Origin of the sequence: Mycobacterium sp. (assembly GCF_046095365.1) — a bacterium.
Classification (GTDB): Bacteria; Actinomycetota; Actinomycetes; order Mycobacteriales; family Mycobacteriaceae; genus Mycobacterium.
Map to the genome: position 1 here is coordinate 1 of NZ_JBJTJF010000041.1, position 5,151 is coordinate 5,151.

Genomic DNA, 5,151 nt, shown 5'->3' on the forward strand with positions numbered 1-5,151 from the left:
CAGCATCCCACCCCGATCCCACCCCGATCCCACCCCGGTCGCCGGCCGCGCCGAGGGTGTCGGGCATCCGTCCGCGCCGGCCACGCGTGATGATGGTCGCCATGCACCGCGCGCCCGAGGTCCGCCGCCCGCTGTGGGAGCGGATCGGGACACTGGTCGCCGGCACCCGGTCCTGGGTGCTCGCGCTTGTCGTCGCCGCCGTCGGCGGCGCGCTGCTCGGCCTGATCCCGCAAAGCGGATCCGACCAGCAGTCCCCGGTGGTGCTGCCCCCGACGGCGGAGTCCGCCCGGGCGGCCGAACTGGTCAGGCAGTTTCCCGGCGGGGACACCGCACCGGTGCTGCTGGTGATCACCCACCGCGACGGAGCGGCGCTCACCGCCGGGGACCTCGCCGCCACCCAGGCCGCACGCGACCGGATGAGCGGGGTTGCCGGGGTGGTGCCGGGCCCGCCGTTGCCGCCCATCCCCTCCGAAGACGGCCAGGCGGCCCTGGCACCGGTTGCGCTCGAACCCGACCTGACAGGTTTCGAGTTGTCCGACACCGTGACCGCCCTGCGGGAGGCCGCCCGCGACGGCCTGCCCGGCGGCCTGGTGGCCAGCGTGACCGGGGGCCCGGCCTTCGGCGCGGACATCGCCAACTCGTTCTCCGGGGCCAACGTCACACTGGTCGCGGTCACCGGGTCGGTGGTCGCGCTGCTGCTGATCATCACCTACCGCTCACCGGTGCTGTGGCTGGTGCCCCTGCTCGTGATCGCCTTCGCCGACCGGATCGCCGCGGTCTTCGGGGCGGCGGTCGCCGAGGTCACCGGCCTGGGCGGCGACGGTTCGACGTCGGGCATCACCAGCGTGCTGGTGTTCGGCGCCGGCACAAACTACGCGCTGCTGCTGATATCGCGGTACCGCGAGGAGCTGCGCCACAGGGCCGATCACCGCGAGGCGCTGTCCGTCGCGGTGCGCTGGGCCGGACCGGCGATCGTGGCCAGCAACGCCACCGTGGTGCTGGCCCTGCTGACGCTGCTGCTGGCCAAGTCACCGACCACGCGCAGCCTCGGGACACAGGCCGCCGCGGGTCTGCTGGTGGCGGCTGTCTTCGTGCTGCTGGTGCTGCCCCCGCTGCTCGCTCTGTTCGGTCCGAAGTTGTTCTGGCCCTTCGTTCCCCGCGTCGGAACCGGAGAGATCACCACCGCAGGGGCCTGGCACCGGGTGGCCGACTGGGTGTCCGGCCACGCCGGCCGCGTGGCTGTCGTGTCGGTCCTGACCCTGGGCGTGCTCGCCACCGGGGTGATCGGCACCCCGATCGGGCTGTCGCTGATCGACCAGTTCCGGGTGAAGGCCGACTCGGTAACCGGCTTCGCCACCCTGGCCGAGCACTTCCCCGGCGGGCTGACCGATCCCACCCGGGTCATCGCGGCGACCGACCGGGCCGACGCGGTGACCGCGGCCATCGGCGCGACACCCGGGGTCGCCTCGGTACGGCCGGCCGGAGTCACCGATACCGGGCTGTCCCAGTGGCAGGTCGTGCTCGACGCCGCGCCGGCATCTCCGGCTGCCTTCGACATCGTTACCGCACTTCGTGATTCGGTGCACGCGGCGGACCCGGCAGCTCTGATCGGCGGCTCCGACGCCCAGGCCCTGGACACCAAGCGGACAGCCGTGCGCGATCAGAAGGTCATCATCCCGGCGATCCTGATCGTGGTCCTGGCGGTGCTCTACGTGTTGCTGCGGGCGGCACTGGCTCCGGCGGTGCTGGTCGCCGCCACCGCGCTGTCGACCCTGGCCGCCCTCGGGCTGGGCAGTTGGGTCAGCATCCACCTGCTGGGTTTCCCCGCCCTGGACAACACCACCCCGCTGTTCTCGTTCCTGTTCCTGGTCGCACTCGGGGTGGACTACACGATATTCCTGGTGACCCGGGCCAAGGAGGAAACCCCGCTCTACGGAACCCGCGGCGGGATCGTCCGTGCCGTGTCGGCCACCGGCGCGGTGATCACCAGCGCCGGGGTGGTGCTCGCCGCGGTGTTCTGCGTGCTCGGTGTTCTGCCGCTGATCGCGCTGACCCAGTTGGGCATCATCGTCGGACTGGGCATCCTGCTGGACACCTTCGTGGTGCGCACCGTCGTCATTCCGGCTCTGTTCACCTTGATCGGTCCGAGGATCTGGTGGCCTGCTTTCCGGCCCGACGACATCGAGCGGACGGACGAATTCCCTACGCCTGCGACGGGTCTGGCTCTCGGTGGCTCTCGAACACCCCGGCACGAACCAGGAAAAGCACGCTGACGACCAGCACCCACAGCGGAAATGCCAGCGTCAGCCACATGCTGGTCTCGCCGCCGAGCATCAATGTCAACGCCATCAGGTAACTGACGATCGCGAGCCAGCGCGGCATCAGGTCGGTGCGGAACCAGATGGTGGCCAACGACATCATGAAGACCGCCGCCATCTTCACCGCGTAGGTCTTGGACAGTTTGAGCAACAGCATCTGGCCGAACACGGTGCTCGCCGTCGACCCGCCCGAGTAGTGTCCCGCCGAGGCCAGACCGGCACCCACCGCCGCCGACGCGAAAATCATCGCCAGGAACAGCAGCCCGCTGCCCAGCGTCACGGTTGCGAAGAACTTGTCCTCGTAGCGGCCGAGATTGGCACGCACCACGCCGATGAACCACAGGAAGCAGATGCCCGCGAACGGCATCAGTTCCGAGGCGAACCTGATCTTGCCGTTACCGGATTCCAGCCACTGCGTGCCGGGTTGGGCGCCCTCGGGCAGCGAGGACCGGATCAGCACGATCGCCGTCGAGAACAGGACCGCGAACAGAACTCCGGCCAGTGCGGCGGCGCGCGGAGTGGTCAGGTAGTGAAGAGATCTCCTCTGGGCCACGCTGCCATGCTCGCAGACTCAGGGCTGGCCGGGCAGCAGACGCACCATGAGCCCATTGGCTTCGGCGAGCATCCTCCCGTCCGGGTCGATGAGTTCGGCGTTGACGAAGGTCTTGCGGCCCTCGAGTCTCGACGCCCACCCCCGCATCGTCAACGGCACGTCGATGGGGGTGATGTTGCGGTAGTCGACGTGCAGGAAGGCGGTACGGCTGATCGGCCTTCCGATGGCGTGGATGACGATCCCGCACATCACGTCGAACATCATCGCGACCATCCCGCCGTGCACGGCGTTGTTGCCGCCGACGTGGTATCGGCTGAACTGCACTCCCACTTCCACGATCTCGGGTTCGAAGCGCAGGATGCGCCACGGCGGCATCAGGATGCTGCCCGCGCCGGGCAGGCCCGCCACCCGCCCGGCCGGCGCCACCGCGCCGGGACCCTCGTGCGGCGCGAGGTAGGCGTTCAGCTGCTCGACCAGCTCCGCGGCAGCGTCCCAGTCGGGGGCGTCCGCGGCGACGGCCAGGTCCTGCGCACGGCGCATGGCCGTGACGAAGCGCCCGAACCCGTGCGGTTCGTCGATGACCTGGAAGCGGGGAAATCCGCCGTGGCTGTCGTACTCCGGATCGAGCTCGTGGGGGTCCCGCTCGCTCACCGTGGTGCCAGCACGTCACGGCGCACGATGGTCTGGTCCCGCCCCGGACCCACGCCGATACACGAAACCGGTGCTCCGGCAAGCTCTTCCAGCCGAAGGACATAGTCGCGCGCCTTGGCAGGCAGGTCATCGAACTCCCGGGCGCCGGAGATGTCCTCCCACCAGCCGGGGAGCTCCTCGTAGACCGGCACCGCGCGGGCGATGTCGGCCTGGGTCATCGGCATCTCGTCGGTGCGCTTACCGTTCACCGTGTAGCCGACGCACACGGGGACGGTCTGCAGACTGGACAGCACGTCGAGCTTGGTCAGGAAGTAATCGGTGATGCCGTTGACGCGGGTGGCGTAGCGGGCGATCACCGCGTCGAACCACCCGCACCGGCGCCGGCGGCCGGTCGTCACCCCGATCTCGCCGCCCGTCTTGGACAGGTACTCGCCGTTGGCGTCGAACAGCTCGGTGGGGAACGGCCCCGAGCCCACCCGGGTGGTGTAGGCCTTGAGGATGCCCAGCACCGTGGTGATCCGGGTGGGGCCGATGCCCGAGCCGACGGCGGCCCCGCCCGCGGTCGGGTTGGACGACGTCACGAACGGATAGGTGCCGTGGTCGACGTCGAGCAGCGTGCCCTGCGATCCCTCCAGCAGCACGGTCTGGCCGGAATCCAGCGCGTTGCCCAACAGCAGCCTGGTGTCGGCGATCCGGTGGGCGAACCCCTCGGCCTGGGCCAGCAGGGTGTCGGTGACCTGCCGGGGGTTGAGCGCCTTGCGGTTGTAGATCTTGACCAGCACCTGGTTCTTGAACTCCAGCGAAGCGGCGATCTTGGCGGCCAGCAGGTCGGGGTCGGAGACGTCGGCCACCCGGATGCCGATCCGGGCGATCTTGTCCTGGTAGCACGGCCCGATGCCGCGGCCGGTGGTGCCGATCCTCTTGTTGCCCAGATAGCGCTCGGTGACCTTGTCGATGGCGACGTGGTAGGGCATCAGCAGGTGGGCGTCGGCGGAGATCAACAGCCTGGAGGTGTCCACGCCGCGGTCCTGAAGTCCGCGCAGCTCGTCGAGCAGGACGCCGGGGTCCACCACGACGCCGTTGCCGATCACGTTGGTCACTCCCGGGGTGAGGATGCCCGACGGGATGAGGTGCAGGGCGAAGTTCTCCCCGGTCGGCAGGACCACGGTGTGCCCGGCGTTGTTGCCGCCCTGGTAGCGCACCACCCACTGAACACGGCCGCCGAGCAGGTCGGTGGCCTTCCCCTTGCCCTCGTCACCCCACTGGGCGCCGATGAGGACGATTGCCGGCATGGATGACCCCGCTCCGCTCCTGGCTTAATGTGACCAGCCGGTGACCCACCCTATCGGAGCGCAGGACCAGGAGTGTCGTTGATGAGAACCGACATCACCGTTTTGCGGTTCGGCGACCGCCGCCTGCCCCGGGCCCTGGCGGGCCTGCCGTGCCGCGACGTGGTCGATGCCGGCCAGATCGACGCGGCGGTCGGCGAGGCCGGCCGGGTGGTGGTGGCCGGCGCGGACGCCGACCTGGCCGCGGTGCTCACCCGGCTGATGCGGGCCGACCGGCTCGACACCGAGGTCGCCTACGTTCGGGGACCGCTCAGCGCTCGCCGGGCGATCAGCGCAGGCG

General features: G+C 69.9%; 4 protein-coding genes and 1 pseudogene. 2 read left to right on the forward strand and 3 right to left on the reverse strand.

Annotated features, from left to right (window positions below; all coding sequences use genetic code 11):
* Positions 1 to 101 precede the first annotated feature (101 nt).
* Positions 102 to 2,273 carry an MMPL family transporter gene (locus ACKOQ4_RS02975; RefSeq protein ID WP_526288671.1) on the forward strand — a complete coding sequence of 724 codons (2,172 nt, stop codon included), beginning with the start codon at positions 102 to 104 and terminating at the stop codon, positions 2,271 to 2,273.
* Here the strand turns inward: ACKOQ4_RS02975 and ACKOQ4_RS02980 are convergent.
* The 3 genes from ACKOQ4_RS02980 to ACKOQ4_RS02990 are packed head-to-tail and all read right to left on the reverse strand — an operon-like array spanning position 2,203 to position 4,814.
* Complete coding sequence (locus ACKOQ4_RS02980) at positions 2,203 to 2,871, reverse strand: hypothetical protein (protein WP_526288673.1); 669 nt, start codon at positions 2,869 to 2,871, stop codon at positions 2,203 to 2,205. The genes ACKOQ4_RS02975 and ACKOQ4_RS02980 overlap by 71 nt on opposite strands.
* Before the next feature lie 18 nt (positions 2,872 to 2,889).
* Positions 2,890 to 3,522: a PaaI family thioesterase gene (locus ACKOQ4_RS02985; RefSeq protein WP_526288675.1), complete on the reverse strand. Its 633-nt coding sequence runs from the start codon at positions 3,520 to 3,522 to the stop codon at positions 2,890 to 2,892.
* Complete coding sequence (locus ACKOQ4_RS02990; RefSeq protein ID WP_526288677.1) at positions 3,519 to 4,814, reverse strand: adenylosuccinate synthase; 1,296 nt, start codon at positions 4,812 to 4,814, stop codon at positions 3,519 to 3,521. Before ACKOQ4_RS02990 ends, ACKOQ4_RS02985 begins: the two co-directional genes overlap by 4 nt.
* An 81-nt stretch (positions 4,815 to 4,895) precedes the next feature.
* On the opposite strand from ACKOQ4_RS02990, the pseudogene ACKOQ4_RS02995 reads away from it, so the two are divergent.
* Positions 4,896 to 5,151, forward strand: a pseudogene (locus tag ACKOQ4_RS02995) (peptidase M50); the annotation flags it as partial.

Bases quoted from the DNA above. Each gene is read 5' to 3' on its own strand.
- ACKOQ4_RS02990 (WP_526288677.1), bottom strand. From the start codon at position 4,814: ATGCCGGCAATCGTCCTCATCGGCGCCCAGTGGGGTGACGAGGGCAAG.
- ACKOQ4_RS02975 (WP_526288671.1), top strand. From the start codon at position 102: ATGCACCGCGCGCCCGAGGTCCGCCGCCCGCTGTGGGAGCGGATCGGG.